The 24,166-nt window shown below is 64.9% G+C and carries 24 protein-coding genes; 13 read left to right on the forward strand and 11 right to left on the reverse strand.

The window, feature by feature from the left end; translation table 11 throughout:
- Positions 1 to 118: 118 nt before the first annotated feature.
- The 5 genes from gap to BM275_RS14435 all read left to right on the forward strand — a co-directional run bounded on the left by gap (position 119) and on the right by BM275_RS14435 (position 5,433).
- On the forward strand, positions 119 to 1,129 hold the full coding sequence (gap, locus tag BM275_RS14415) for a type I glyceraldehyde-3-phosphate dehydrogenase (protein ID WP_046618372.1): 1,011 nt from the start codon (positions 119 to 121) through the stop codon (positions 1,127 to 1,129).
- The gene (locus tag BM275_RS14420; RefSeq protein WP_090521952.1) at positions 1,129 to 1,707 is read left to right on the forward strand and encodes a cyclodeaminase/cyclohydrolase family protein; all 579 of its coding nucleotides are present in this window, start codon (positions 1,129 to 1,131) and stop codon (positions 1,705 to 1,707) included. Before gap ends, BM275_RS14420 begins: the two co-directional genes overlap by 1 nt.
- Before the next feature lie 166 nt (positions 1,708 to 1,873).
- Positions 1,874 to 3,040 (forward strand): iron-containing alcohol dehydrogenase, encoded by a 1,167-nt coding sequence (locus tag BM275_RS14425; protein ID WP_090521954.1) that lies wholly within the window; start codon positions 1,874 to 1,876, stop codon positions 3,038 to 3,040.
- A 4-nt stretch (positions 3,041 to 3,044) separates the two neighbouring features.
- Entirely contained in the window at positions 3,045 to 4,547 is a 1,503-nt protein-coding gene (locus BM275_RS14430) for a CoA-acylating methylmalonate-semialdehyde dehydrogenase (protein WP_090521956.1), read from the forward strand.
- A 91-nt stretch (positions 4,548 to 4,638) separates the two neighbouring features.
- On the forward strand, positions 4,639 to 5,433 hold the full coding sequence (locus tag BM275_RS14435) for an IclR family transcriptional regulator (RefSeq protein ID WP_090521957.1): 795 nt from the start codon (positions 4,639 to 4,641) through the stop codon (positions 5,431 to 5,433).
- On the opposite strand, the gene trhA is transcribed toward BM275_RS14435, so the two are convergent.
- Together trhA and rep are read right to left on the reverse strand one after the other, a co-directional pair.
- Positions 5,421 to 6,038: a PAQR family membrane homeostasis protein TrhA gene (gene trhA, locus BM275_RS14440; protein WP_090521959.1), complete on the reverse strand. Its 618-nt coding sequence runs from the start codon at positions 6,036 to 6,038 to the stop codon at positions 5,421 to 5,423. The genes BM275_RS14435 and trhA overlap by 13 nt on opposite strands.
- Positions 6,039 to 6,137: 99 nt before the next feature.
- The gene (gene rep / locus BM275_RS14445) at positions 6,138 to 8,147 is read right to left on the reverse strand and encodes a DNA helicase Rep (protein WP_090521961.1); all 2,010 of its coding nucleotides are present in this window, start codon (positions 8,145 to 8,147) and stop codon (positions 6,138 to 6,140) included.
- Positions 8,148 to 8,392: 245 nt separating this feature from the next.
- Here rep and BM275_RS14450 point away from each other — a divergent pair, with 245 nt between their 5' ends.
- The gene (locus BM275_RS14450) at positions 8,393 to 10,030 is read left to right on the forward strand and encodes a putative bifunctional diguanylate cyclase/phosphodiesterase (protein WP_090521963.1); all 1,638 of its coding nucleotides are present in this window, start codon (positions 8,393 to 8,395) and stop codon (positions 10,028 to 10,030) included.
- Positions 10,031 to 10,069: 39 nt separating this feature from the next.
- Here BM275_RS14450 and BM275_RS14455 read toward each other — a convergent pair whose 3' ends face one another.
- The 3 genes from BM275_RS14455 to BM275_RS14465 form a co-directional block, all read right to left on the reverse strand.
- The gene (locus BM275_RS14455) at positions 10,070 to 12,043 is read right to left on the reverse strand and encodes a BCCT family transporter (protein WP_014821771.1); all 1,974 of its coding nucleotides are present in this window, start codon (positions 12,041 to 12,043) and stop codon (positions 10,070 to 10,072) included.
- A gap of 131 nt (positions 12,044 to 12,174) precedes the next feature.
- Complete coding sequence (locus BM275_RS14460; protein WP_090521965.1) at positions 12,175 to 13,671, reverse strand: YifB family Mg chelatase-like AAA ATPase; 1,497 nt, start codon at positions 13,669 to 13,671, stop codon at positions 12,175 to 12,177.
- Positions 13,672 to 13,707: 36 nt separating this feature from the next.
- Positions 13,708 to 13,968 carry an accessory factor UbiK family protein gene (locus tag BM275_RS14465; protein WP_013981620.1) on the reverse strand — a complete coding sequence of 87 codons (261 nt, stop codon included), beginning with the start codon at positions 13,966 to 13,968 and terminating at the stop codon, positions 13,708 to 13,710.
- 398 nt (positions 13,969 to 14,366) lie between these two features.
- On the opposite strand from BM275_RS14465, the gene glnK reads away from it, so the two are divergent.
- The 5 genes from glnK (at position 14,367) to sutA (ending at position 18,370) form a co-directional block, all read left to right on the forward strand.
- Complete coding sequence (gene glnK, locus BM275_RS14470; RefSeq protein WP_003096476.1) at positions 14,367 to 14,705, forward strand: P-II family nitrogen regulator; 339 nt, start codon at positions 14,367 to 14,369, stop codon at positions 14,703 to 14,705.
- 38 nt (positions 14,706 to 14,743) lie between these two features.
- Positions 14,744 to 16,060, forward strand: a complete 1,317-nt coding sequence (locus BM275_RS14475; RefSeq protein ID WP_090521967.1) for an ammonium transporter — start codon at positions 14,744 to 14,746, stop codon at positions 16,058 to 16,060.
- Between the two features lie 123 nt (positions 16,061 to 16,183).
- Positions 16,184 to 17,434: an ammonium transporter gene (locus BM275_RS14480; RefSeq protein ID WP_090521968.1), complete on the forward strand. Its 1,251-nt coding sequence runs from the start codon at positions 16,184 to 16,186 to the stop codon at positions 17,432 to 17,434.
- A gap of 102 nt (positions 17,435 to 17,536) precedes the next feature.
- Entirely contained in the window at positions 17,537 to 17,962 is a 426-nt protein-coding gene (locus BM275_RS14485; RefSeq protein WP_090521970.1) for a secondary thiamine-phosphate synthase enzyme YjbQ, read from the forward strand.
- A gap of 78 nt (positions 17,963 to 18,040) precedes the next feature.
- Entirely contained in the window at positions 18,041 to 18,370 is a 330-nt protein-coding gene (gene sutA, locus BM275_RS14490) for a transcriptional regulator SutA (RefSeq protein WP_003283413.1), read from the forward strand.
- Between the two features lie 71 nt (positions 18,371 to 18,441).
- On the opposite strand, the gene BM275_RS14495 is transcribed toward sutA, so the two are convergent.
- The 6 genes from BM275_RS14495 to lptM all read right to left on the reverse strand — a co-directional run bounded on the left by BM275_RS14495 (position 18,442) and on the right by lptM (position 23,039).
- Positions 18,442 to 19,143 (reverse strand): HAD family hydrolase, encoded by a 702-nt coding sequence (locus BM275_RS14495; protein WP_090521972.1) that lies wholly within the window; start codon positions 19,141 to 19,143, stop codon positions 18,442 to 18,444.
- The gene (gene xerC, locus BM275_RS14500) at positions 19,140 to 20,039 is read right to left on the reverse strand and encodes a tyrosine recombinase XerC (protein ID WP_014821765.1); all 900 of its coding nucleotides are present in this window, start codon (positions 20,037 to 20,039) and stop codon (positions 19,140 to 19,142) included. Before xerC ends, BM275_RS14495 begins: the two co-directional genes overlap by 4 nt.
- Before the next feature lie 66 nt (positions 20,040 to 20,105).
- Positions 20,106 to 20,801: a DUF484 family protein gene (locus BM275_RS14505; RefSeq protein WP_023444610.1), complete on the reverse strand. Its 696-nt coding sequence runs from the start codon at positions 20,799 to 20,801 to the stop codon at positions 20,106 to 20,108.
- Positions 20,798 to 21,628 carry a diaminopimelate epimerase gene (gene dapF, locus BM275_RS14510; protein WP_090521974.1) on the reverse strand — a complete coding sequence of 277 codons (831 nt, stop codon included), beginning with the start codon at positions 21,626 to 21,628 and terminating at the stop codon, positions 20,798 to 20,800. Before dapF ends, BM275_RS14505 begins: the two co-directional genes overlap by 4 nt.
- Before the next feature lie 10 nt (positions 21,629 to 21,638).
- The gene (gene lysA / locus BM275_RS14515) at positions 21,639 to 22,886 is read right to left on the reverse strand and encodes a diaminopimelate decarboxylase (RefSeq protein ID WP_090521976.1); all 1,248 of its coding nucleotides are present in this window, start codon (positions 22,884 to 22,886) and stop codon (positions 21,639 to 21,641) included.
- A gap of 12 nt (positions 22,887 to 22,898) precedes the next feature.
- The gene (gene lptM, locus BM275_RS14520) at positions 22,899 to 23,039 is read right to left on the reverse strand and encodes an LPS translocon maturation chaperone LptM (RefSeq protein WP_014821761.1); all 141 of its coding nucleotides are present in this window, start codon (positions 23,037 to 23,039) and stop codon (positions 22,899 to 22,901) included.
- Between the two features lie 189 nt (positions 23,040 to 23,228).
- Between lptM and cyaY the strand changes: the two genes are divergently transcribed.
- Together cyaY and rnk are read left to right on the forward strand one after the other, a co-directional pair.
- On the forward strand, positions 23,229 to 23,561 hold the full coding sequence (gene cyaY / locus BM275_RS14525; protein WP_003301128.1) for an iron donor protein CyaY: 333 nt from the start codon (positions 23,229 to 23,231) through the stop codon (positions 23,559 to 23,561).
- 160 nt (positions 23,562 to 23,721) lie between these two features.
- Positions 23,722 to 24,126 (forward strand): nucleoside diphosphate kinase regulator, encoded by a 405-nt coding sequence (gene rnk / locus BM275_RS14530; RefSeq protein WP_014821760.1) that lies wholly within the window; start codon positions 23,722 to 23,724, stop codon positions 24,124 to 24,126.
- Positions 24,127 to 24,166 lie beyond the last annotated feature (40 nt).

Raw genomic sequence — 24,166 nt, forward strand, 5'->3', positions numbered from 1 at the left:
GGCCAACGGCACATGGGTTCGCCGGTTAATTGATCCTGGTCGGTCCGCGATGAACGCAAGGGTGGATACTCCGCCTAAGCTAACGACAGACTTTCAACCCCCCTCCGAGGAGATTTGCATGCTACGTATTGCCATCAACGGGTATGGACGTATCGGCCGCGCCGTCGTACGAGCGCTGTTCGAGCGTGGATTGCAGGATCGGGTACAGGTGGTCGCGATCAACGATCTCAGCGACCACAAGACGCTGGTGCATCTGACCCGCTTCGATTCGACCTTCGGTCGTTTCCCCGAGCCGGTAGAGCTGCAAGGCGAATCGATGGTGGTGCGTGGCCAGGCGATCCGCCTGCTGGCCGAGCGGGATGCGACCAAGCTGCCGTGGAAGGAATTGGGCGTCGATGTGGTGCTCGAGTGCACCGGCAAGTTCAAGAAGCGCGCGCTGATCGAGCAGCACCTGCAGGCCGGGGCCGGTCGCGTATTCGCCTCGCACCCGCTCGATGGCGGCGACCTGACCGTGGTCTACGGCGTGAATCACCAGCTGCTGGGCGATCAGCGCGTCGTCTCCAATGCCTCCTGCACCACCAATTGCCTGGCGCCGCTGGCCAAGGTGCTGCACGAGGCGGTCGGCATCCGCCAGGGCCTGCTCAACACCGTGCACTCCTACACCAACGACCAGAACCTGCTGGACAAGGCGCACAGCGATCTCTACCGCGCGCGTGCCGCGGCGTTGTCGATGATTCCGTCCACCACCGGTGCGGCCAAGGCCATCGGCCTGGTGCTGCCTGAACTGGCCGGGCGTCTGGACGGCCTCTCGGTGCGGGTGCCGACGCCGAACGTCTCGCTGGTCGACCTGACCTTTATCGCCGAGAACGCGCCGGAAAGCGTCGAGGCAATCAACGACATCCTGCGTGCCGGGGCGCAGAAGCTGCCGGCCGGCGTCATGGAGTGCAATGAGGAAGCGCTGGTCTCCTGCGACTTCAACGGCTACCCGGCGTCCTGCGTTGCCGACCTCAGCCAGACCCGCGTGCAGGGCGAGCTGGTCAAGGTGATGGCCTGGTACGACAACGAGTGGGGCTTCTCCAACCGCATGCTCGATGTGCTGCTGCATTGGGACGGCGCCAAGTCGGCCTGATGGGCGAAGCCTACCGGCCGGGCGCGGGGCTGGGGCTCTGGCAATTGAGCCTCGCGCAGTTTCGCCATGCCGTTGCCGAGCGCGCCTTACCCGGCTGCGGTGCGGTCGCGGCGGTGACTGCTGACCTCGCTGTGGCGCTGATCGTCAAGGCGCTGCGGGTCAGTGCGGCGCACAGCGATGCTTCCTGCGAGGCGCTGCTGGCCGAAGCCCGATCACTGCTTGGTCGTCCCGGTGCCTTTGCCGATGATGACGTTGCGGTCTTTTCCGACTATCTGAAGGACGACGAAGGCCGGAGGCCTGACTTGTCGCGCCAGGCATGCGCGGTGCCGCTCGCGACGGCGCATGCCTGCGTCGAGGCGCTGGGCATTGCCGAGCGCGCCTTGCCGATGGTCGAGCCGTCGCTGCGCTGTGATGTCGAGGCGGCGGTGTTGTTGCTGAGTGCCTGCGTCGATGCCGTACTGCTCAACGTCGAGGCCGATCTGCAGGGGCTGGGCGACTCGGAAGCACGGGCACGGGTGCAGGCGGTGGCCGAGCGACTGGCCATGGCGGCAAACCACTACCGGCGACCTTCGGGTTGATCGGTATGGCAGATAACGACCACGCAGCAGATAAAACGAGACCTTCGGTCTCGTTTTTTATTGACGGCTGTCAGTTCGCTTTCTACTCTCCAGTTTCGATAGTGAGACATAAAGTCTCAGAATAAGAAGATGCCAGCTTGTCAGGCGGCCCATTTCGGAGAGTGCCATGAGTCATCGCATAGTTCTGCCGCGCCTGATGGAAGTCGGTGCCGGCGCCAGCGGGCAACTCGCCCGCGTGCTGAAGGAGCTGGGCTGCAATCGCCCGCTGATCGTCACCGACCGCATGATGGTCGAGCTCGGCTATGTCGCCCGTATCGCCGGTCAGCTGGAAGAGGCCGGCATCGCCAGCCAGTGCTTCGCCGATACCCTGCGCGAACCGACCGCTGCCTCGATTCGAGCGGGCGTGGAAATGGTCCGTCAGGGCGACTTCGACTCCATCGTCGCCCTCGGCGGCGGCAGCCCGATCGATTCGGCCAAGGCCATCGGCATACTCGGCAAGTTCGGCGGCGAGATGCGCGACTACCGCTTCCCACGCGATGTCAGCGAAGCCGGCCTGCCGCTGATCGCCATCCCCACCACTGCTGGCACCGGCTCGGAGTCGACGCGCTTCACCATCATCACTGATGAGACCAGCGACGAGAAAATGCTCTGCGCGGGCCTTGGTTTCATGCCCATCGCCGCGCTGATCGATTACGAGCTGACCCTCTCGCTGCCGCCGCGGGTCACCGCCGATACCGGTATCGACGCCTTGACCCACGCCATCGAGGCCTATGTCAGCCGCAAGGCCAGCCTCTACAGCGATGCCCAGGCGCTTGAAGCCATGCGTCTGCTGGCGCCGAACCTGCGCGCGGCCTTCAATGAGCCGGGCAACCGCGCCGCGCGCGAGGCGATGATGCTCGGCGCGACCCTGGCCGGGATCGCTTTTTCCAACGCCTCGGTGGCGCTGGTGCACGGCATGAGCCGGCCGATCGGCGCCTTCTTCCATGTGCCGCATGGGTTGTCCAACGCCATGCTGCTGCCGGCGATCACCGCCTTCTCGATTCCCGCCGCGCCCGCGCGCTACGCCGATTGCGCGCGAGCGATGGGCGTCGCCGCGCAGACCGACGATGTCGAGACGGCCAACGCCAAGCTGCTGGTCGAGCTGCGTGCCATCAATCAGGAACTCAAGGTGCCGAGCCCCGAGCGGTTCGGTATCGCCCGCGAACGCTTCTTCGAGCTGCGCGAGACCATGGCCAAGCAGGCGCTTGCCTCCGGTTCGCCGGGCAACAACCCGCGCGTGCCCACGGAAGCGGAAATCATCGACCTCTACGAAACCGTCTGGAACCAGGAGTGAAGCCATGCAGACCCTCGGCAACCTGATCAACAACGAGGCCGTTGCTGGCCGCTCCGAGCGCCACGCCACCGTCTACAACCCGGCCACCGGCGAGCCGCGGCTGTATGTCTCGCTGTCCTCGGCAGACGAAACCCGCGAGGCCATCGCCGCCGCCCAAGCCGCCTTCGAAGGCTGGTCGAAGACCCCGCCGTTGGTGCGCGCGCGGGTCATGTTTCGGTTCAAGGAGCTGCTCGAAAAACGTCGTGACGACGTCGCCCGCTTGATCACCAGCGAGCACGGCAAGGTCTTTTCCGATGCCCAGGGCGAAGTCACCCGCGGGCTGGAAGTGGTGGAGTTCGCCTGCGGCATCCCGCACCTGCTCAAGGGCGAGTTCTCCTCCAATGTCGGTCGCGACATCGATTCCAACTCGCTGATGCAGCCGCTCGGAGTCTGCGTCGGCATCACCCCGTTCAACTTCCCGGCGATGGTGCCGCTGTGGATGCTGCCGGTGGCCATCGCCTGCGGTAACACCTTCGTGCTCAAGCCCTCGGAAAAGGACCCGAGCGCGACCATGTTGCTCGGCGAGCTGCTGGCCGAAGCCGGGCTTCCGGCCGGCGTGCTGAACATCGTCAACGGCGACAAGGAAGCCGTGGACGTGCTGCTCACCGACGAGCGCGTGCAGTCGGTCAGCTTCGTCGGCTCGACGCCGATCGCCGAATACATCTATGCCACCGCCTCGGCCCACGGCAAGCGCTGCCAGGCCCTGGGCGGAGCGAAGAACCACATGGTGGTGATGCCCGACGCCGATCCGCAGCAGGTGGTCGGCTCGCTGATCGGCGCGGCCTACGGCTCGGCCGGCGAGCGCTGCATGGCGATCTCCGTGGCGGTGTGCGTCGGTGACGAGGTGGCGGACAAGCTGGTCGGCATGCTGCAAGACGAGATCGGCCAGATGCGCACCGGCCCGGGCCTGGGCATCGAGCCCGAGCCGCACATGGGCCCGCTGGTGACCCGCGAGCACCAGCAGAAGGTCAGCGGCTATATCGATCTGGGCGTGGAAGAGGGCGCGACGCTGGTCTGCGACGGTCGCGGCATCAAGGTCGAGGGCCATGAGAACGGCTTCTATGTCGGCCCGACGCTGTTCGACCGTGTCACGCCGAGCATGCGCATCTACCGTGAGGAAATCTTCGGCCCGGTGCTGGCTGTGGTGCGGGTGAAGGGCTTCGATGAGGCGCTGCAACTGATCAACGACCATGAATACGGCAATGGCACCTCGATCTTCACCCGCGACGGCGACACCGCGCGGCAGTTCGAGGAGAACGTCAGGGTCGGCATGGTCGGCGTCAACGTGCCAATCCCCGTGCCCATGGCCTTCCACTGCTTCGGCGGCTGGAAGCGCTCGGTATTCGGTCCGCTGAACATGCACGGCCCGGATGGGGTGCGCTTCTTCACCCGGATGAAGACCGTGACCCGGCGCTGGCCTACCGGTATCCGTGCCGGCGCCGAGTTCGCCATGCCGACCATGAAGTGACCCGGGCGGCACCGTTGCACTGACGGTGCCGGTCGCTACACTTCCGGGCGCCCTGCGGGGCGTCCATCTTCATCGAACGACAAGGCAGACGATGCGCAGCACTCCCCGCGAGAAAGGCTCCTCCATCACCCGCGTGCTGGAAATCATCGAGGCGGTGGCGGCGGCGAAGGAGCCGCTCAGCCCGACGGCCCTGGCCGAACGGCTGGACATCCCCAAGGCCAGCGCGCACCGGCTGGTGCAGACGCTGGAAAAGGAAGGCTTCCTGCAGTTCGGTCTGCGCGGCGGGCTGCTGCCGGGCGAGCGCCTGCACGTCGCCGCGCTGAACATCCTGCGCAGCAGCCGGCACAAGGCGTTGCGCCAGGCGATCCTGCGCCAGCTCTCCGAAGCCATCGGCGAGACCTGCGGGCTGGCGATCCCGGACGGGCTGGACATGCTCTATTTCGACCGGGTGCAGACCAACTGGCCGCTGCAGATCAACCTGCCCATCGGCAGCCACACGCCGCTCTGGTGCACCGCCAGCGGCAAGCTCTATCTGGCCTCGCTGCCGCCGGAGCAACTGGAGCGGGTGCTGCCGCGCCTGCCGCTGCAGCGCATGGCACGCAACACCCTGACCGACTTCAGCGCGCTGCGCGACGACCTGGCGCGGGTGCGGGAAGAGCAGCTGGGCACCGATTGCGAGGAGTTCATCGACGGCATGGTCGCCTGTGCGGTGCCGGTGCGTGACGCCAACGGCGAGCTGCTGGCCTGCCTGTTCAGCCACGCGCCGGTGATCCGTTGCTCGATGGCGCAGCTGCTGGCGTTCGTGCCGCGGCTGCGCGCGGCGGCGAGCGAGCTGGAAGCGGTGCTCGGCAGCGCCGCGGCGCTGGAGGCCGATCAGAGCACGTAGAACAGGATGGCGATGAAATGCAGCAGGCTGCCGACCATCACGAAGATGTGCCAGATGCCATGCCAGTGCCGAAAACGGTCGTCGAAGACGAAGAAGACGATGCCCACCGTGTAGCAGATGCCGCCGGCCAGCAACCAGCTGAAACCGGCGCCACCGAGGGCGGCGAACAGCGGCTTGACCGCCACCAGCACGATCCAGCCCATCACCGCGTAGATCACCAGTGACAGCACCCGCGCCTCGGAGCGCGGCTTGATCTCCTGCAGCATGCCGATCACGGCCAGGCCCCAGACGATGCCGAACAGCGTCCAGCCCCAGGCGCCGGCCAGGGTGACCAGGCAGAACGGTGTGTAGCTGCCAGCGATCAAGAGGTAGATCGACAGGTGATCGAGCTTGCGCATGACCACCTTCGCCCGCCCGCGCAGGCTGTGGTACAGCGTCGAGATGCTGTAGAGCAGGATCAGGCTGAGGCCGTAGATCGCTGCACTGACGATCTTCACCGGCGAGCCGTCGAGCGCCGCCAGCACCAGCAGCCAGATCGCGCCGAGACACGCCAGCGCAGCACCGACCAGGTGCGTCCAGGCATTGAAACGTTCGCCGTGATACATCGCATCCCTCTCAGAAACCGTGATCGGCAAAGCATGCCGCGGTTGGGTTACGGGATACAAACCGGTGCTGAATGCCCCTCGAAAAGAAGGGCGTGGCGATCAGCGCTTGAGCATCGCCCGCATCGCCGCGAGGGCGTCGTTGCCGCGCGCGGCCTTGACCTCCACCGGCGCGTCTTCCTGGCCTTCCCAGACCAGGTCCTCCGGCGGTAGCTCGTCGAGGAAGCGGCTCGGCGTGCAGTCGATCACCTCGCCGTACTGCTTGCGCTTGGCGGCAAAGGTCAGCGCCAGGTTGCGCTTGGCACGGGTGATGCCGACATAGGCCAGGCGCCGCTCTTCTTCGATGGTGTCGGCCTCGATGCTGGAACGGTGCGGCAGGATTTCTTCCTCAAAGCCGATGATGTACACCGAGGGAAACTCCAGGCCCTTGGAGGCGTGCATGGTCATCATCTGCACGCCCTCGGCGCCTTCTTCCTCTTCCTGCTGACGCTCGAGCATGTCGCGCAGTACCAGCTTGCCGATGGCGTCCTCGATGGTCATGTCGCCGTCTTCGTCTTTATCCAGCGTGTTTTTCAGCGCATCGACGAGGAACCAGACGTTGCCCATGCGCGCGTCGGCCACCTTGTCGCTGGAGGCGTTCTGCCTGAGCCAGTTCTCGTAGTCGATGTCCATCACCATGCTGCGGATGGCGGCGATCGGGTCGTTCTGCGCGCACTGCTGGCGCACGTTGTCCATCCAGCGCTTGAAGCGCGACAGGCGCTCGGCGTAGCGGCTGTCCAGATGCGCGCCGAGGCCGATCTCGTCAGCGGCGGCGTACATGCTGATGCCGCGCTCGCTGGCGTAGTTGCCGAGCTTCTCCAGGGTGGTGGAGCCGATCTCGCGGCGCGGCACGTTGATCACCCGCAGGAAGGCGTTGTCGTCGTCCGGGTTGACCAAGAGGCGGAAGTAGCTCATCAGGTCCTTCACCTCCTGGCGGGCGAAGAAGCTGGTGCCGCCGGACAGGCGATAGGGAATCTGGTGGTGCTGCAGCTTCAGCTCCATCAGCTTGGCCTGGTAGTTGCCGCGGTAGAGGATGGCGAAGTCGCTGTAGGGGCGCTGAGTACGCAGGTGTTCGGTGAGGATTTCAAGCGCCACACGCTCGCACTCGGCGTCCTCGTTGCGCGTGCGGATCACGCGGATCTCGTCGCCATGGCCCATCTCTGACCACAGCTGCTTCTCGAACACGTGCGGGTTGTTGGCGATGAGGATGTTGGCGCACTTGAGGATGCGGCTGGTGGAGCGGTAGTTCTGCTCCAGCATCACCACCTTCAGCGACGGGTAATCCTCCTTCAGCAGCATCAGGTTTTCCGGACGCGCGCCACGCCAGGCATAGATCGACTGGTCGTCGTCGCCGACCACGGTGAACTGGTTGCGCATGCCCACCAGCAATTTGACCAGCAGGTACTGGCTGGCGTTGGTGTCCTGGTATTCGTCCACCAGCAGGTAGCGGATGCGGTTCTGCCATTTTTCCAGAATGTCGGCGTGCTCCTGGAAGAGCTTCACCGGCAGCAGGATCAGGTCGTTGAAGTCCACCGCGTTGTACGCCTTGAGCGTGCGCTGGTAGTGCAGATAGACGATGGCGGCGGTCTGCTCCTTGGGGTTGCGCGCGTTGGCCAGGGCTTCGTCGGGCAGGATCAGGTCGTTCTTCCAGCTGTCGATGTAGTTCTTGATTTCGTCGGCACCATCGTCCCCGGAATATTCCTTCTGCATGATGTCGGTGAGCAGCGCTTTGATATCGCCGTCATCGAAGATCGAGAAGCCGGGCTTGTAGCCCATCCGCGCGTATTCCTTGCGGATGATGTTCATGCCCAGGTTGTGGAAGGTGGACACGGTCAGGCCGCGCGCCTCGGCGCCCTTGAGCAGGCTGCCGACGCGCTCCTTCATCTCGCGCGCGGCCTTGTTGGTGAAGGTCATGGCGACGATATGGCGGGCCTGGATGCCGCAATGCTGCACCAGGTAGGCGATCTTGCGGGTGATCACGCTGGTCTTTCCGGAGCCGGCACCGGCGAGCACCAGAAGTGGGCCGCCGACGTAGTTCACGGCTTCCTGCTGCCGAGGGTTGAGTCGGGACATGGTGTTCAGGTCATTCGAAGCGGGGGCGGGAGTTTAACAGGCTGCCGCGCCGATGCTGGCCCGTTGCAGGTTCAATAAATCACCGATCGTCGCAGTTGGGGCTTGGCTGATCGAAATAATGGATTAGTCTTGTGCGCGCTGCAGGAGGCAGGGCGTTTGCATAGGGCTGTGCGGGAAATCGGGCGTGTAGCGCCGTCTTGCAAATCACCGAGTCCGGAGGCCGCTTGCCAGCGCCCGCTCAATCCATGCCGCTGTTGCTGTTGGCTGATCGACCCGAATGGGCCGAGCGCCTGCGCGCCTGCCTGCAGGGCTCGCATAGCAAGGAACGGCTGATCATTGCGGCGGATTGGGGCACGGCCAGTGCGTATCTGGAAACGCCCTGCCTGCTGCTGGCGACACCGGAATGCCAGGCGCTCGCCGAACGCTTCCCCTGGCCGCTGATCCTGCTGCTCGACGACGAACCGACGCAGATGCCGGAAGGCGCGGTCGACTGGCTGGTGGGCGACCAGCTCAGTGCCGAGGTGTTGCGCCGCTGCCTGCGCTACGTGCGCGAGCGCTGCAACCTGCAGGGAACCTTGCAAAGGCTGGCCGAGCAGGACCCGCATACCGGCATCGTCAACCGCCAGGGCTTCCAGACGCTGCTGTTCGATGCCCTGGCCGAACATCAGGAACAGGACCTGGTGCTTGGCTATCTCGATCTCGACAACTTCCGCCACGTCAACGATGCCCTCGGCCACCAGGCCGGGGATCGCCTGATCCTGCAGGTGGTGGCGCGGCTCAAGGCGCAGCTGGAGGTCGGCGACATGCTGGCGCGGCTGGGCGGCGACGAATTCGCACTGCTGCTCGATACCCGCGACGATCCGGAGCGCGCCGTGGCGGTCGCCGATCGCATCGTCGAAGCACTGGCGGAGCCTTACTGGGTGGAGGGCGAGAGCCTGATGCTCGGCTGCAGCGTCGGACTGGCGCGTGCCAGCGAGGGGATCGACGCCGATCCGCTGCTCTGGCACGCGCAGATCGCCATGCGCCAGGCCAAGGCGGCCCAGGGCTGCACCTGGTGTTTCTACGATGAACAGGTCAGCCGCAGCGCGCGCAGCCTCGCCGATCAGGAAGGCGAGCTGCGCCGTGCGTTGCGTCGCGGTGAGCTGGAGCTGCACTACCAGCCGCGGCTGTGCCTGGAAAGCGGGCGCATCGTCGGACTAGAGGCACTGGTGCGCTGGCTGCACCCGGAAAGAGGGCTGCTGGGGCCGGAAGCCTTCATTCCCATGGCTGAGGAGAGCGGCCTGATCGTGCCGCTCGGCTACTGGGTGATCGCCCGCGCGCTGCGCGATCTGCAAAGCCTGCATGAGGGCGGCGCGGATTCACTGCACATGGCGATCAACCTGTCGTTCCGCCAGTTTCAGGACAGTCAGTTGCTGCCGACGCTCAACCGGCTGATCGACGAGCGCGGCATCGACCCGCACTGGCTGGAATTCGAACTCACCGAAACCGCGGTGATGCGCCGCAGCGAGCAGGTACAGAGCGCCATGCATGCGCTGGGCGAGCTCGGCGTGCGCTTTTCGCTGGATGATTTCGGCACCGGTTTCTCGTCGTTCGTGCACCTGTCCAGCCTGCCGATCACCCTGCTGAAGATCGACAAGAGCTTTGTCGCCGGCATGGTCGTGCGGCCCGAGAAGTCGCAGCTGGTGCAGGCGATGGTCGGCCTGGCGCACAACCTGGATCTGGATGTGGTGGCCGAGGGCGTCGAGACCACCGAGCAGCTCGAGCTGCTGCGCCAGTTCGGCGCGCAGCAGGTGCAGGGCTATCTGGTCAGCCAGCCGTTGCCGCTGGCCGAGTTGCTGCATTTCATGAGCGCCGAGCGACTGGCAGCCGGCCTGGCGCATTGATCGACCGCGTCCTGGCCGGCGCCAGGACGCAGCTCGGCTTCAGCGAACCATGTGCAGGAAGTGCATGTGCTTCTCGTACTGGCCGAGGATGTCACTGATGACGTCCTCGCGGCTCCAGCCCATCACGTCATAATCCTGGCCGCCTTCCTTGAGATGCACCTCGGCGCGGAAGTACTTGCGCTCCTCGCGCTCGTCGTCCTCGCTGGTGGCGACGAAACTCGGCATGGCGTAGGCCCGCGGGCGCACTTCGTAGATGAAGTCTGGCTCGCCTTCGTGGGTGATCTCGAAGCGCAAGCGACGATCATCACCTTCGCTGATGTCCACCGCATAGCCCTGCTTGCGCATTTCCTCGGCGATGTCCTCGTAGGCCGGACGCACCACTTCGGTGATGAAGCGCACCACATGGGCGCGTCGCGGGAACAGCATCAGCGTACGCAGGCGACGTTGCCAGCCACCGGCACTGCGCGGTGCGCTGGGCGAGGTGCTCAGGGCCTGGTAGCGCAGCCCCTGCTTCGTGGCATCCAGCCGCAGCGCCTTGAGCAGACCCCACATCGAACAGAGCAGCGCGATGGTGAAGGGCAGGGCGCTGGCGATGGTTGCCGTCTGCAGCGCGGTCAGGCCATCGGCGAGCAGCAGCGCGATGGCCACCCCGCCCATGGATGCGGCCCAGAAGATGCGTTGCCAGACCGGAGTGCCCTGCTGGCCGCCGGAGGCGAGCATGTCCACCACCAACGCGCCGGAGTCCGCCGAGGTGACGAAGAACACCACCACCATGATGATCGCGATCAGCGAGATGAAGCCCGAGAAGGGGAAGTGCTCGAGGAAGGCGAACAGGGCCAGCGAACTGTCTTGCTCGATGGCTTCACCAAGGCTGGAGACGTGTTCCCAGAGGATCATGTGGATCGCTGTGTCGCCGAACACGGTCATCCACAGCAGGGTGAATGCAGTCGGCACCAGCAGCACGCCGGTGACGAACTCTCGAATCGTCCGGCCGCGCGAGATGCGCGCGATGAACAGGCCGACGAAGGGCGACCAGGCCAGCCACCAGCCCCAGTAGAACAGCGTCCAGCCGCCGATCCAGTCGTTCGGCTCGTAGGCATAGAGGTTGAAGGTCTTGTTGACGATATCCGACAGGTAGCTGCCGGTGTTCTGCACGAAAGTCTGCAGGATGAACACCGTCGGCCCCGCGATCAGCACCATCAGCAACAGCAGTGCCGCCAGCGTCAGGTTCAGCTCCGACAGCCTGCGCACGCCCTTGTCCAGGCCGGTGACCACCGAAATCGTCGCCAGCAGCGTGGTGGCGATGATCAGGCCGATCTGCACCGGCACGGATACCGGCAGGCCGTACAGGTGATTCAGCCCGGTGTTGATCTGGGTGACGCCGAGGCCCAGTGAGGTGGCGACCCCGAGCACCGTGCCGATGATGGCGAAGATGTCCACGGCATGCCCGATCGGCCCGTAGATGCGCTCGCCAATCAGCGGGTAGAGCGCCGAGCGCAGGGTGAGCGGCAGGCCGTGGCGGTAGGCGAAGTAGGCCAGGATCATCGCCACGATGGCGTAGATCGCCCAGGCATGCAGGCCCCAGTGGAAGAAGGTGATCTTCATCGCCTCATAGGCGGCAGCGCTGGTGCCGCCCTCGCCCACCGGCGGTGAGAGGAAGTGCATCACCGGTTCGGCGACGCCGAAGAACATCAGGCCGATGCCCATGCCGGCGGAGAACAGCATGGCGAACCAGGTCAGGGCGCTGTAATCCGGTTCGCTGTGATCCGGCCCGAGCTTGATGTCGCCGTAACGACTGAACGCCAGCAGCACCACCATGAGCAGGATGAGTGCAACGGCGAGGATGTAGAGCCAGCTGACGTTGGCGATGATCCAGGCCTGGGTATCGCCAAACAGCGTTTGCGCATGGCTCTGGAAAGCGACGCTGTAGATCACCAGCGCCAGGATGATGACCGCCGAGCCGTAGAAGACCGGGGCGTTGAGGTGAGACGACGAGGGCTGTTTTGCCTCCATGCTGCGCTCCTTCGGGTTGTTTCTGGGGAGTGGCCGCCTGTGGCGAAAGCCATCCAACTTAACACAGACCGCAAAGGATGCCCGTTGTCCGCAGCTGATCGACGCGCACCGAAGCCCGTGCTAGAGCAGGCTCAGCCTTGACTGCCGGGCCGGTACTGCAGGGCTTCGGCGAGGTGCTGGCGGCTGATTCGCCCGGCCTGTTCCAGATCGGCGAGGGTGCGCGCCACCTTGAGCAGGCGGTGCGCGGCGCGCAGCGACAGCGCCAGGCGTTCGCAGGCGCGCTCCAGCCAGGCCTGATCCTCGGTGCCGAGCTGGCAATGGCTGCGCAATCCGGCGAGGTCGAGGAAGGCGTTGGCGCAGCCCTGACGGGCGAGTTGCAGCTGTCGCGCCTGGGCTACCTGGGCGGCGAGTACGGCACTGCTCTGGCCCGTCTGCGGCGGAGCGTTGAGGGCCGTCGCCTCGCGCGCCACGGTCAAATGCAGGTCGATGCGGTCGAGCAGCGGGCCGGAGAGCTTGTTGCGATAGCGCTGGATCTGGTCCGGCGTGCAGCGGCAGCGCCCGTTGGGATCACCGAGGTAGCCACAGGGGCAGGGATTCATCGCCGCCACCAGCTGGAAACGCGCCGGAAAACGCACCTTGTCGCGGGCCCGGGCGATGACGATATGCCCCGACTCCAGTGGCTCACGCAAGACCTCGAGCACCTTGCGGTCGAACTCCGGCAGCTCGTCGAGAAACAGTACGCCCTGATGCGCCAGGGTGATCTCCCCTGGCTGCGGACGGCTGCCGCCACCGACCAGCGCCGGGCCGGATGCACTGTGATGGGGCTGCCGAAAGGGCCGTTGCGGCCAATGCTCGAGAGGGCTGTGACTGGCCACCGAATGGATGGCGGCGACTTCCAGCGCCTCCTGTTCGTCCAGCGGCGGCAAGAGACCGGGCAGGCGGCTGGCCAGCAGCGTCTTGCCGGTGCCTGGCGGGCCGGAAAACAGCAGGTTGTGCGCGCCAGCCGCGGCGATCAGCAGCCCGCGCTTGGCCGCCTGCTGACCTTGCACGTCGGCCAGGTCGGGGTAAGGCTGAATCTGTCGTAGCAGGCCCTGGGCCACATAAGGTTCGAGCGGCGTGATGCCGTTGAAGTGCGCTGCGACCTCGAGCAAGTGCTCGGCGGCATAGACGGTGAGCCCCGAGGCCAGGCTGGCTTCCTCGGCGTTGGCCCGTGGCACCAGCAGCGCGCGCCCTGCCGCTCGAGCGGCGAGGGCAGCCGGCAGGACGCCCTGGACCGGGCGCAAGGCGCCGGACAGTGCCAGTTCGCCTAGGCATTCCAGGTTGTCGAGCCGCTCGGCCGGCAGCTGACCGCTGGCGGCGAGGATGCCCAGGGCAATGGACAGGTCGAAGCGGCCGCCGTCCTTGGGCAGGTCGGCGGGGGCGAGGTTGAGGGTGATGCGTCGAGCGGGAAAATCGAAGCCGGAGGTGAGAATGGCGCTGCGCACGCGATCCTTGCTTTCCTTGACCGCGGTTTCCGGCAGGCCGACCAGAGTCAGCGCCGGCAGGCCGTTGGCCAGATGAGCTTCGACGGTCACTGACGGCGCTTCGACGCCAATCTGCGCGCGGCTATGAACTATGGCCAGGGACATCCGATCACTCCTTTGATCGTGTCGCGGCCCGGTCTGTCAGGACGCGGGCGGCGTGAGCTTTTCTTCCAGTTCGGCAACCTTGGCTTCGAGCGCCTCCAGGCGCGCGCGGGTGCGGGCGAGCACCACCATCTGGCTGTCGAATTCGTCGCGGCTGACCACGTCGAGCTTGTTCAGTGCGCCCTGGACCACACCCTTGAGCTGGGCTTCGAACTCGCCACGCGGCAGCGGCGTCTCGCCGTTGAACAGGCGCGAGGCCTGGGAGCCGATGGCATCTAGGAAAGCTTTTGGCGGCAACATTGAAAACACCTGTGGTTGAACCGGGCGCAGTGTAGCACGGGCTTTTTCCGGTCTTTCTCAGGTGGCGTGCACAAAAAATGAGCAGCTGCTGGTGCATGCGCGCACCAATATTGTGCGTGTTCTGGCCGCTACCGTCCGTCGGGCATCCATTCCATCCGTACGCACCCCGTAAAAACGGGCATTGCGTAAAGCTGGCACTGATTCTGCTTTGTCCCCAGCGACGCATGCACCAACGGGTTGCGGTGCATCGGTGATTCGCGACGCTTTGTCGGAGAGGTTGGTGGTGTCGGACTGCGGACCGGCTACAGCCGGAGCGTTACAAGAGCCAGACACTGAGCTTAGACTTGAGCCGGGTTCGTACTTCTGGGGCAAGTCCACCTAAAACGGGAGAAGTTTTCATGAAACTAGTCACTGCCATCATCAAGCCGTTCAAGCTGGACGACGTGCGCGAGTCGCTGTCGGAAATTGGCGTACAGGGCATCACCGTAACCGAAGTCAAAGGCTTCGGTCGTCAGAAGGGCCACACCGAGCTGTATCGCGGTGCCGAATACGTCGTCGACTTCCTGCCGAAGGTAAAGATCGACGTGGCCATCGCTGACGATCAGCTCGATCGCGTCATCGAGGCCATCACCAAGGCGGCCAACACCGGCAAGATCGGCGACGGCAAGATCTTCGTGGTCAACCTGGAACAGGCCATCCGCATCCGTACCGGCGAAACCGATACCGACGCGATTTAAGCAGCACCTCCGAACCCCCACGCCCCAGGAGTAAAACCATGACTCTGCGAAAATTCGCAGGGCTAGGAGCCCTTTTGTCTCTGATAAGTCCAGGCCTGGCCCTGGCGCAGGAGGCAACGCTGGATTCAGGCGACACGGCATGGATGCTGACGGCCACTGCGCTGGTGCTGTTCATGACCATCCCTGGGCTGGCGCTGTTCTACGGCGGCATGGTCCGCTCGAAGAACATTCTCTCGGTGATGATGCAGTGCTTTGCGGTCACCGGCCTGATGAGCATCCTCTGGATGGTCTACGGCTACAGCCTCGCGTTCGACACCACCGGTATGGAAGCTGGGGTCACCAACTTCAATTCCTTCGTCGGCGGCCTGGACCGCGCCTTTCTCAGCGGTCTGACGCCCGACAGCCTGGTCGGCGCCTTCCCTGAAAGCATCTTCATCACCTTCCAGATGACCTTCGCCATCATCACCCCGGCACTCATCGTCGGCGCCTTCGCCGAACGCATGAAGTTCTCCGCGATGCTGGTGTTCATGGGCGTCTGGTTCACCCTGGTCTACGCGCCGATCGCGCACATGGTCTGGGGCGGCGACGGCGGCCTGATGTGGGATTGGGGGGTGCTCGACTTCGCTGGCGGCACCGTGGTGCACATCAACGCTGGTATCGCCGGCCTGGTGACCTGCCTGGTGCTGGGCAAGCGCAAGGGCTATCCGACCACGCCGATGGCGCCGCACAACCTGGGCCTGACCCTGGTCGGTGCCGCAATGCTCTGGGTCGGCTGGTTCGGCTTCAATGCGGGCTCGGCCATCGCCGCCAACGGTACGGCCGGCATGGCCATGCTGGTCACGCAGATCGCAACTGCCGCTGCGGCGCTGGGCTGGATGTTCGCCGAGTGGATCGGCCACGGCAAACCCAGCGCGCTGGGCATCGCCTCCGGCGTGGTCGCCGGTCTGGTCGCCATCACGCCGGCTGCCGGCACCGTCGGCCCGATGGGCGCGCTGGTCATCGGCCTGGTATCCGGAGTGGTCTGCTTCTTCTGCGCCACCAGCCTGAAACGCAAGCTCGGCTACGACGATTCGCTGGACGCCTTCGGTGTGCACGGCATCGGCGGCATCGTCGGTGCGCTGCTCACCGGCATCTTCGCGGCACCCATGCTGGGTGGCTTCGGCGCAGTGGAGAACATCGGCCTGCAGCTGTGGATCCAGTTCAAGGGCGTGCTGTTCACCGTGGTGTACACCGGCATCGTCACCTACCTGATTCTCAAGGCGATCGATCTGGTGATGGGCCTGCGGGTCAACGAGGAGCAGGAGACCATCGGCCTCGACCTCAGCCTGCATAACGAGCGTGGCTACAACCTGTAATCCATTCAGGGCACCCCGGAGCCAACCCCGGGGCCAATCCGAAAAGCGGCACCGGCCATCGACGCGGCATGCGATGGCCTGTGGACCGAACAGCGCACAAAGCGCGACAGCAAGAGGTGAAACATGGATAGCACTGCATTGATACCCGTCCAGTACGGACTCGATACCTTCTACTTCGTGATCTGCGGAGCGCTGGTGATGTGGATGGCGGCAGGTTTCGCCATGCTCGAAGCCGGTCTGGTCCGGGCGAAGAACACCGCCGAGATCCTCACCAAGAACATCGTGCTCTACGCGCTGGCGTCGATCATGTATCTGCTGGTCGGCTACTACATCATGTACTCCAGCCCGGACGGCGGCATCCTGCCGAGCCTGGGCTTCCTGATCGGCGACGAGAACGCCGTCGACGTGGTCGCCGCCGGTGGTGAGGACGCGCCTTACTACTCCGCGCGTGCCGACTTCTTCTTCCAGATCGTGTTCGCCGCGACCTGCATGTCGGTGGTTTCCGGTGCGGTGGCCGAACGCATGAAGCTGTGGGCGTTCATCGCCTTCGCGGTGGTGATGACCGGCTTCATCTACCCGGTTCAGGGCTTCTGGAAGTGGGGCGGTGGTTTCCTCGACGCGGCGGGTTACCTCGACTTCGCAGGCTCGGGCATCGTACACATGGCCGGTGCGGCTGCTGCTCTGGCGGGTGTGCTGCTGCTCGGTCCGCGTAAGGGCAAGTACGGTGCGAACGGTCAGATCAACGCCATCCCCGGTGCCAACATGCCGCTGGCGACCCTCGGTGCCTTCATCCTGTGGATGGGCTGGTTCGGCTTCAACGGTGGCTCGCAGCTGAAGATGAGCACCATCGAAGACGCCAATGCCGTCGCTCAGGTCTTCGTCAACACCAACATGGGCGCTGCAGGCGGCCTGATCGCCGCGCTGATCACCGCGCGTCTGCTGTTCGGCAAGTCCGACCTGACCATGGTGCTCAACGGCGCGCTGGCCGGTCTGGTGGCGATCACTGCCGAACCGCTGACCCCGAGCGCTCTGCAGGCGACCCTGATCGGCGGCGTGGGTGGTGTGCTGGTGGTGTTCAGCATCCTTGGCCTGGACAAGCTCAAGCTCGATGACCCGGTCGGTGCCATCTCCGTGCACGGTGTTGCCGGCATGTGGGGCCTGCTGGCCGTGCCTCTGACCAACGCCGATGCCACCTTCGGTGCCCAGCTGCTGGGTCTGGTGTCGATCTTCCTCTGGGTGTTCATCGCCAGCCTGATCGTCTGGGGCATCATCAAGGCGGTGATGGGCCTGCGTGTCAGCGAGGAAGAGGAATACGAGGGCGTGGACGTCGTCGAGTGCGGTCTGGAAGCCTATCCGGAGTTCACTCGCCAGTAACGATTCGCTGGTTCATGACAAGGGCGCCTTTTGGCGCCCTTTGTTTTTTTTGGCGCCACGCTAGAATGCGCGCGACCAGCCGTTGAACATGAGTCTTCGAACATGTGGCAACAGACCCTGATCACCTTGCGCGCGCGGCCACGCGGCTTTCATCTCGTCACCGATGAGCTGCTCGACGCACTGCCGGAACTGCGGCAATGCCGGGTCGGTCTGTTATACCTGTGGCTGCGGCATACCTCGGCCTCGCTGACGATCAACGAGAATGCCGATGCAGCGGTTCGACGAGATTTCGAGCGCTTCTTCAATCGCCTGGTGCCGCAGGGTGAGGGAGGCTACGAGCACGACTACGAAGGGCCGGACGATCTGCCGGCGCATTTCAAGGCCAGTCTGCTCGGCTGCCAGTTGAGCCTGCCGGTCAGCGATGGGGGTCTGGCACTCGGTACCTGGCAGGGCATCTATCTCGGAGAGCACCGCGACCAGGGTGGCGCGCGGCAGATTGTGGCAACGCTGCACGGGACGGCAAGTTGAATTTTTTTTGGCGGTGTCGGTCTTTCCGCATCGCTGGGCTATAACTTACTCCGCTTTGGCAAGGCCATGAGGTTGAACATGAGCGACGAAGAACTAGAACAAGACGATCTGGACGTTAGCGACGAGGAGGAAGGGGAAGAGCTGAACGCTGCCGATGATGGCGACGACAGTCTCGACGACGAAGGGACCGACAGCGAGCGCGCTACGCCGGCCAAGAAGGCCAAGGCGAAGGCCGTGGAACCGGACGAACTGCCGAGCCTGGAAGCCAAGCAGAAGGAGCGCGATGCACTGGCGCGGGCCATGGAAGAATTTCTCGCGCGTGGCGGCCAAGTGCAGGAAGTCGAGCCCAATGTGGTCGCCGACCCACCGAAGAAGCCGGATAGCAAGTACGGCAGTCGCCCTATCTGAGCACCAAAAAGAATTGCGCAAAAGCCCGCCTCCAAGGCGGGCTTTTGCGCATCTGGCGTCTGGCTTCTCGCTCAGTCGCCGCGCCAGCCGAGCAGCAGCTTGGGCAATTCGGCCAGGCTCTGGATTTGCGCATCGGGATGGTAATCGTGCGGCCAGGCGGCGCGCTTGGGGTTGAACCAGATCGCTCGCAGGCCCGCCTGTTGCGCTCCGACGATGTCATCCAGCGCGTGGTCGCCGACGTGCACGGCCTGTTCCGGGCGCGCAGCGCCCAGGCGCAGGGCTTGCTGGAACGGATGCGGGTCGGGCTTGCCGACGCCCAGCTCCTCGGCGCACAGGGTGAACTGGAAATAGTCGGCCAGGCCCAGGCGGCGCACGTCGGCATTGCCGTTGGTGATCACGCCGAGGGTGTAGTGATTGGCGAGAAATTCCAGGGTGGGCTGCACGTCCGGGAAAATCTGCACCTGGTGGCGCGCATCGAGAAACACCTGGAAGGCCTGTTCGGCCAACTCGTCCGCTTCGTCGGCGGGATAGCCGGCATCGTGCAGCGCGTGCTGCAGGATGCGCCGGCGCAGCTCGCTGATACGGTGGCGCAGCGCCGAGTCCTGCTCCACCAGCATGCGGCGGATCGCGCCGAGGGCTTCGACGGGAAATTCGCCCAGGCGCGGTGCATGCACGCCGAGCCAGTCGCGCAGGGCGGTCTCGGCGCTCTGGATGGCCGGCGTGGTTTCCCAGAAGGTATCGTCCAGGTCGAAGGTGATCAGGCGAATGCTCATGTGTCGGTGTCCTGCTTGCGCTTGGCGCGCGGATGCGCCTGATCGTAGACCTTGGCCAGGTGCTGAAAGTCCAGATGGGTGTAGATCTGCGTGGTGCCGATGTCGGCATGGCCGAGCAGCTCCTGCACCGAGCGCAGGTCCTGCGACGACTCCAGCAGATGGCTGGCGAAGCTGTGGCGCAACATGTGTGGATGCAGGTGCTGGCCAAGCTCGCGCACGCCGGCCTGGCGCACTCGCACTTGCACGGCCCGCGCGCCGAGACGGCGACCCTGCTGGCCGATGAATACCGCGCCATCGGCCGGGTTGGCGAGCGCACGTACAGGCAACCAGGCTTGCAAGGCCTCGCGCGCCTTGCGCCCTACCGGCAGCTCGCGCACCTTGTTGCCCTTGCCGAGCACTCGCACCATGCCTGCCGGTAGGTCGAGCTGGTCGAGGTTCAGGCTGACCAGTTCCGAAAGCCGCAGGCCGGATGAATAGAACAGCTCGAGCATCGCCTGATCGCGCAGGCCGATGAAATCGTCCTCGACGCCACCATCGAGCAGCTGCATGGCGCGATCGGTATCCAGCAGCTTCGGAAGACGTCGTTCACCTTTCGGCGCGGACAGGCCGGTAGCCGGATCGTGCTGGCAGAGGCCTTCCTGATTCAGGTAGCGGTAGAGGCCGCGCACCGATGAGAGCAGGCGCGCCACGCTGCGGCTGGACTGGCCCTGGCGATGCAGCTCGCCGACCAGCTGGCGCAGGTGTCGGCCTTGCAGTGCATTCCACTCGGCGATGTTTTCGCGCTCGCAGTAAGTCAGCAGCTTGTTCAGGTCGCGGCGGTAGCCGTCCAGCGAGTGGCCCGACAGCTGCCGGGCGCTGCGCAGGTGTTCGAAGTAGGCGTCGAGTTCGTTCTGCATGAACAGGCTCCAGCCTCAGGCCGCGAGCAGGCGCGTGTGGTGCGTGGCGTTGGTCGGCAATTGCGCTCAGCGTACCGAGCGCAGCGGCGTACCAAAGCGCGGCAGCACGCGGGTCAGCACTTCGGCGATATAACCGAGGAACAGCGTGCCCAGCGAGCTCTTGTAGTGCTGTGGATCCGGGCTGCCGATCGCCAGTACGCCCAGCTGATTTTTCAGGCTGACTACCGCCGCGGAGCCCACGCTGCTGCTGTCTTCGGCGCCGAACAGAAAGCTCAGCTCGTGCGGGCGGAGCACGCCGCAGATGGTCTTGCCGCCGTCGAGCAGACCGCCGATGCTCTGCTGTGCCTCGCCGGTGCTGACGCAGCGGCCCACCGGCAGTGTCGCGTCGCTGAACAGGATCAGGCTGACGTAGGGCACCTGGAACTCGTGGCGCAGGCTGTCTTCCACCGCGCTGACCACTTCTTCCAGGCTGCTGGCGTCGAGCAGGTCGAGCACCAGGCGGCGGGTCTTGTCGAACAGACGGTCGTTGTCGCGCGCCACGTCCATCAGTTGCGACAGACGATGGCGCATCTCGATGTTGCGCTCACGCAGCAGCTTGACCTGACGCTCCACCAGCGACACCGCGGTGCCCGGCTGATGGGGGATGCGCAGCTCAGGGATCAGCTCGTCGTGATCGACGAAGAATTCCGGATGGGCGCGCAGGTAGGCGGCGACGGCTTCGGCGTCGGGTAGCGGGGTGCTGCCCTGGGTCTGGTCGGTCATAGGCGAACCTGTCCTTCAAATACACGAACGGCGGGGCCGGTCATCATAACCGGCTGCCCGGGACCTGCCCATTCGATGGACAGGCGGCCACCCGGCAGCTCGACCTGTACCGGCGAATCCATCCAGCCCTGGCGTATTGCCGCGACCGCAGCCGCGCAGGCGCCGGTACCGCAGGCCTGGGTTTCCCCGGCGCCGCGTTCCCAAACGCGCAGCCGCGCATGGCGGCGATCGACGACCTGCAGGAAGCCGACATTGACCCGCTGCGCAAAGCGCGGGTGATGTTCGATCTTCGGTCCGAGTTCATGCACAGGTGCCTGCTCGACGCTGTCGACGCGCAGCACCGCATGGGGGTTGCCCATGGACACGGCGGCCAACTCGACGCGCTGGCCATCGACTTCGAGCGGATAGCTCAGGGCTTCCTGGTCGGCCTGGAACGGAATCTCGGACGGCACCAGTCGCGGCGGACCCATGTCGACGCGGATCTGCCCATCGGGACGGATATCCAGCTCGATGATGCCGCCCTTGGTTTCGACCTTGATCTTGCGTTTCACGGTCAGGCGCTTGTCGACCACGAAGCGGGCGAAGCAGCGCGCGCCGTTGCCGCACTGCTCCACTTCCGAACCGTCGGAATTGAAGATGCGGTAGCGGAAATCCACGTCCGGGTTCTGCGGCGGCTCGACGATTAGCAGCTGATCAAAACCGACTCCGGTGTGGCGATCGCCCCACTGCTTGGCGTGCTTGGGCTGGATGTGCGCGTGCTGGCTGACCAGGTCGATGACCATGAAGTCGTTGCCCAGACCGTGCATCTTGGTAAAGCGCAGAAGCATGATCTTGGCCTCAAGTGGGCAGCAGGCTTTCGCCGGCGTATAGCTCCTGAACGCTCTCGCGACGGCGCACTTCGAAGGCCTGGTCACCGTTCACCAGCACCTCGGCGGCGCGGCCGCGGGTGTTGTAGTTGGAGCTCATGACGAAGCCGTAGGCACCGGCCGAACACACCGCCAGCAGGTCGCCCTCGACCAGCGCCAGCTCACGATCCTTGGCGAGGAAGTCGCCGGTTTCGCAGATCGGTCCGACGATGTCGTAGCGACGCGTATCGCCTTCGTGCGGCTGCACCGCGATGACGTTCATCCACGCCTGGTACAGCGCCGGACGGATCAGGTCGTTCATCGCCGCATCGACGATGGCGAAATCCTTGTGCGCGGTGTGCTTGAGGTATTCCACGCGGGTCAGCAGCACGCCGGCGTTGGCGACGATGGAGCGGCCTGGCTCGAACACCAGCGCCAGCCCGCGGCCTTCGATGCGCTGGCGCACGGCCTGGATGTAGTCACCGGCCAGCGGTGGCTGCTCGTCGCGGTAACGCACGCCGAGGCCGCCACCGAGGTCAAGGTGACGAATCTGGATGCCGCGTGCGGCGAGGCGCTCGGTCAGTGCGAGCAGGCGGTCGAGCGCATCGAGGAAAGGCGGCAGGCTGGTCAGCTGCGAACCGATATGGCAGTCGACACCGACCACTTCCAGGTTCGGCAGCTCGGCGGCACGGGCGTAGACCGCCTCGGCATTGTCGATATCGATGCCGAACTTGTTCTCTTTGAGACCTGTGGAAATGTACGGGTGGGTGCCGGCATCGACGTCCGGGTTGACCCGCAGCGACACCGGCGCCTTTTTGCCGAGCTCGGCGGCGACCTGCTGCAGGCGCTCCAGCTCATCGGTGGATTCCACGTTGAAGCAGTGCACGCCGACTTCCAGCGCTCGGCGCATGTCGTCACGGGTCTTGCCGACGCCAGAGAAGACGATACGGTCCGGCTGTCCGCCGGCGGCCAGTACGCGCTCCAGCTCACCGCGCGAGACGATGTCGAAACCGGCGCCGAGACGTGCCAGAACGTTCAGTACGCCCAGGTTCGAATTGGCTTTGACGGCGAAGCAGACCAGATGCGGCATGCCATCCAGCGCATCGGCATAGGCCCGGTACTGGGCTTCGATGTGCGCGCGGGAATAGACGTAGGTCGGGGTGCCGAAGCGTTGCGCAAGTGCGGGCAGTGCCACGCCTTCCGCGAAGAGTTGACCGTCGCGGTACGAGAAGGCCTCCATGAACAGCCTCCTTTAGAGTTCGAAACGGTCTTTGGAACGTTCTTTGACGGTTTTCTCGTCATCCGGCAGGTACAGCGGACCTTTCTGGCCACAACCGCTGAGCGCGGCGGCGAAGACGGCGAGTGCGATGAAGGGAAGCAGAAGGCGCTTCATGGGGACTGGAATCCTTGAAAAATCTAATCGCCGGAGTATACCCAGCACCCGGCGGATTGCCTATGCGAGCAGCACGTCACACGGCGGCCGTGCTGGCGGGCGGCTCGCTTGATCCGGCTGCGCCCTGCTAAGCTCGCCGCCATCGCATGCGGCCCGCGTCGCGTGCAGAACAATTCGAGGAAGTGTTGCATGAGCCTGAGCGAAGCCCGTTATCACGATCTGGTCGATGCTGTGCAGGAGAGTGTCGAGGACGTATTCGATGACACCAGTCTGGACGTCGACCTGGAGAACTCCGGTGGTGTGCTGACCGTGCGCTTCGATAACGGCAGTCAGCTGATCCTCAGCCGCCAGCCCGCGTTGCGCCAGCTGTGGGTCGCGGCGCGCTCCGGCGGCTTTCATTTCGACTACGACGAAGGCAGCCAGCTGTGGCTGTGCGATGCAAGCGGCGAGCGCCTCGGAGAGCTGCTCTCGCGGGTGACGCTGGAGCAGGGCGGCGAAGCGCTGGAATTCGAGGATATCTGACGCAATCTGCGTGCAGCCCCCGCGAGCCGGGCGCTGCCGGTGGGGCCCTTGCTTATTCGGGCTGCTGTGATAGTGTCTTCGCAGGTCAACAAAACCCCGCCTTCGGGCGGGGTTTTGCTTTTTTCGTGTTTTATTTTTTCGCAGGAGCTTGCCAGAACCCATGACCAGTGCACCGCCGATCATCCTTACCCAACTCGATCTGCAGCGCCTTGAGCGGCTGCTCGACAGTCTGGACGACTACGGTCCGGCCGCCGAAGCGCTCGAGCAGGAACTGTCGCGGGCGCAGATCGTGGAACGCAGCGAGATGCCTGCGGGCGTCGTGACCATGAATTCGCGCGTGCACTGCCGCGACGAAGGCACGGGCAAGGACTACCACCTGACGCTGGTCTATCCCCACGACGCCGGCAAGGAAGGCACCGTGTCCGTCCTCGCACCGGTCGGTACGGCGCTGCTGGGCATGAGTGTAGGCCAGCACATCGACTGGCCGACTCCATCCGGCAAGATGATCAAGCTCACCCTGCTCGCGATCGAATACCAGCCCGAAGCGGCAGGCGATCCGTTCTGACGGGCGACGCTTGCGAGATGATCAGCCTGGCCGCCGCTGC

Origin of the sequence: Stutzerimonas kunmingensis (genome assembly GCF_900114065.1) — a bacterium.
GTDB lineage: Bacteria > Pseudomonadota > Gammaproteobacteria > Pseudomonadales > Pseudomonadaceae > Stutzerimonas > Stutzerimonas kunmingensis.

What these genes read in the sequence shown, in the direction of transcription:
- gap (WP_046618372.1), top strand. Translation starts at nt 119, where the DNA reads ATGCTACGTATTGCCATCAACGGGTATGGACGTATCGGCCGCGCCGTC.
- BM275_RS14420 (WP_090521952.1), top strand. Translation starts at nt 1,129, where the DNA reads ATGGGCGAAGCCTACCGGCCGGGCGCGGGGCTGGGGCTCTGGCAATTG.
- BM275_RS14425 (WP_090521954.1), top strand. Translation starts at nt 1,874, where the DNA reads ATGAGTCATCGCATAGTTCTGCCGCGCCTGATGGAAGTCGGTGCCGGC.
- BM275_RS14430 (WP_090521956.1), top strand. Translation starts at nt 3,045, where the DNA reads ATGCAGACCCTCGGCAACCTGATCAACAACGAGGCCGTTGCTGGCCGC.
- BM275_RS14435 (WP_090521957.1), top strand. Translation starts at nt 4,639, where the DNA reads ATGCGCAGCACTCCCCGCGAGAAAGGCTCCTCCATCACCCGCGTGCTG.
- trhA (WP_090521959.1), bottom strand. Translation starts at nt 6,038, where the DNA reads ATGTATCACGGCGAACGTTTCAATGCCTGGACGCACCTGGTCGGTGCT.
- rep (WP_090521961.1), bottom strand. Translation starts at nt 8,147, where the DNA reads ATGTCCCGACTCAACCCTCGGCAGCAGGAAGCCGTGAACTACGTCGGC.
- BM275_RS14450 (WP_090521963.1), top strand. Translation starts at nt 8,393, where the DNA reads ATGCCGCTGTTGCTGTTGGCTGATCGACCCGAATGGGCCGAGCGCCTG.
- BM275_RS14455 (WP_014821771.1), bottom strand. Translation starts at nt 12,043, where the DNA reads ATGGAGGCAAAACAGCCCTCGTCGTCTCACCTCAACGCCCCGGTCTTC.
- BM275_RS14460 (WP_090521965.1), bottom strand. Translation starts at nt 13,671, where the DNA reads ATGTCCCTGGCCATAGTTCATAGCCGCGCGCAGATTGGCGTCGAAGCG.
- BM275_RS14465 (WP_013981620.1), bottom strand. Translation starts at nt 13,968, where the DNA reads ATGTTGCCGCCAAAAGCTTTCCTAGATGCCATCGGCTCCCAGGCCTCG.
- glnK (WP_003096476.1), top strand. Translation starts at nt 14,367, where the DNA reads ATGAAACTAGTCACTGCCATCATCAAGCCGTTCAAGCTGGACGACGTG.
- BM275_RS14475 (WP_090521967.1), top strand. Translation starts at nt 14,744, where the DNA reads ATGACTCTGCGAAAATTCGCAGGGCTAGGAGCCCTTTTGTCTCTGATA.
- BM275_RS14480 (WP_090521968.1), top strand. Translation starts at nt 16,184, where the DNA reads ATGGATAGCACTGCATTGATACCCGTCCAGTACGGACTCGATACCTTC.
- BM275_RS14485 (WP_090521970.1), top strand. Translation starts at nt 17,537, where the DNA reads ATGTGGCAACAGACCCTGATCACCTTGCGCGCGCGGCCACGCGGCTTT.
- sutA (WP_003283413.1), top strand. Translation starts at nt 18,041, where the DNA reads ATGAGCGACGAAGAACTAGAACAAGACGATCTGGACGTTAGCGACGAG.
- BM275_RS14495 (WP_090521972.1), bottom strand. Translation starts at nt 19,143, where the DNA reads ATGAGCATTCGCCTGATCACCTTCGACCTGGACGATACCTTCTGGGAA.
- xerC (WP_014821765.1), bottom strand. Translation starts at nt 20,039, where the DNA reads ATGCAGAACGAACTCGACGCCTACTTCGAACACCTGCGCAGCGCCCGG.
- BM275_RS14505 (WP_023444610.1), bottom strand. Translation starts at nt 20,801, where the DNA reads ATGACCGACCAGACCCAGGGCAGCACCCCGCTACCCGACGCCGAAGCC.
- dapF (WP_090521974.1), bottom strand. Translation starts at nt 21,628, where the DNA reads ATGCTTCTGCGCTTTACCAAGATGCACGGTCTGGGCAACGACTTCATG.
- lysA (WP_090521976.1), bottom strand. Translation starts at nt 22,886, where the DNA reads ATGGAGGCCTTCTCGTACCGCGACGGTCAACTCTTCGCGGAAGGCGTG.
- lptM (WP_014821761.1), bottom strand. Translation starts at nt 23,039, where the DNA reads ATGAAGCGCCTTCTGCTTCCCTTCATCGCACTCGCCGTCTTCGCCGCC.
- cyaY (WP_003301128.1), top strand. Translation starts at nt 23,229, where the DNA reads ATGAGCCTGAGCGAAGCCCGTTATCACGATCTGGTCGATGCTGTGCAG.
- rnk (WP_014821760.1), top strand. Translation starts at nt 23,722, where the DNA reads ATGACCAGTGCACCGCCGATCATCCTTACCCAACTCGATCTGCAGCGC.